This window comes from Mariniphaga anaerophila (assembly GCF_900129025.1).
Lineage (GTDB): Bacteria > Bacteroidota > Bacteroidia > Bacteroidales > Prolixibacteraceae > Mariniphaga > Mariniphaga anaerophila.
The window spans coordinates 1-1,702 of the sequence record NZ_FQUM01000039.1 but is presented as its reverse complement, the minus strand read 5'-3'; the positions used below and the strand labels follow the sequence as shown (position 1 = coordinate 1,702).

At 42.0% G+C, this 1,702-nt stretch carries 1 protein-coding gene; it reads right to left on the bottom strand.

Translation table 11 applies throughout. The features are described 5' to 3' along the window. Positions 1 to 14: 14 nt before the first annotated feature. Positions 15 to 1,580, bottom strand: a complete 1,566-nt coding sequence (locus BUB08_RS19915) for an IS1182 family transposase (RefSeq protein WP_073003682.1) — start codon at positions 1,578 to 1,580, stop codon at positions 15 to 17. Positions 1,581 to 1,702 lie beyond the last annotated feature (122 nt).

The window sequence follows — 1,702 nt, the reverse complement described above, 5'->3', positions numbered from 1 at the left end:
TAACGGCAGTCTGTCTAAAAACCCATTGCAGGGCTTGTAATATTAGATTGATTTCTGCCGGTTAAGGGTTGATTTATTATTCCGGGATTATTCATAGTTTTTTTGAGTATTTGGTTTATCTGGCTTAAAAATAGATGAAAAACGGCAAATCTTGAACATAAAATTGAAAAAATACTGACCAGGTATCTTCCCAGTTCTTTTAATCCAACAATATTTATTAGCCGGCGCAGGTTATAGGCAATCATTGTAAAACCAAAGTCGGCAGAAGCCCTTTGAATACCTTTTTTTGTGATGATGTAATTAAATCCCCACTGGCGCTTTATCGTGCCATATGGATGTTCCACTATTTGTTGACGGTTACGGTAAAGTTCTTTGTTTTCTTTAATTTGGTTTTTATTCCTGTCTACATATTCCTGGAATTCGCTTCGCTGGATAGCCTTTCCGCAAAGTGCTGCCGAACATTCCGGTTTTGCCTTACACCTTTTACAAGCTTTGGTGGTATATCGTTTAAACCTGTATGTTTTCGCTTTATGCCACCTTCCGTTTGTAGTCAGTATCTCACCCTCGGGGCAGGTATAACAATCCTTTTCTTTATCAAAAACAAAGTTTTCCACGTTGTATTTATGGTTTGGGGCATTGGCCGCAACTGTAGGAATGGCCACCATTACATCTATACCCAGTTCATTTGCTATTTTAAATTCACTCCCCGTGTGATATCCCTTGTCGTAAAGGGCAGTAAAATTGGTGGAACGTAAAATGGTTTTTGCCCTTTGTAACATTTCGCCCATGGCTTTAGCATCGTTGGTGTTGGTTATTTTATAATCTATGGGGATGTTGTTTTTTGCATCAACCGTGGTTTGCGCCGAGTAGGCCACTTCGGTAATGTTGTTCCTGGTTATCAGATGGCGGCTTTCGGGATCGGAGGTTGAGAGCTGCGGTTCACCCGATTCTTTTAGCTCTTGCTCCAGCTTTTTATAATTGTCTTTTCGCTGGTTCTGCTTTTTGATTCCCTTTTTGATCTCTTCGTTGTCTCCATCGTTCTCGGCCAGTGCTTTTTCGTATTCTGCAAGTTTATTTTCAATGTACTCCTGGTGACGATCGATTTTCTTCTGGTTATAATTGTTTTTTTTGCTGTTTTGGGCGCGTAATTTTGTGCTGTCTCCGGCAAGCAATGTGCCACCAATCAAGTGAAAGTATTGGGCAATACGCACTGTTTCGCGAAAGACTCGTTTTATTGCTTTTGGATTGTCGCGGCGGAAGTTGGAGATGGTGTTGTGGTCGGGTTGCAGGTTCTTCAGCAGCCACATTACTTCGATGTTGCGTTTACTCTCTTTTTCAAGCTGTCTTGACGAACGAACCCGGTTCATGTAGCCATAGATGTAGAGTTTCAGCAAATCGGAAGGGTGGTAAGCTGGCCTGCCATTGTCGATGTGGTCGAGCCTGAAGCCAAAATCTTCGAGGTTCAGGCTGTTCACAAAAACATCAATCAGCCTGACTTCATTTTCCGCATCAACGGCATCGTTCAGCGAGACGGGAAAAAGGTAGGTTTGTTCCCTGTTTTGTCCTTGTAAATACTTCATGCATGAAGATACAAAATCCCTGTTATTGAAGGTGTTAACAACATACCGAGTTCTTAACAAATTGTGGTTAGGTTTTTAGACAGTCTGACGGTTGGTACATGTTGTCGGGGCGGATTTCGGAG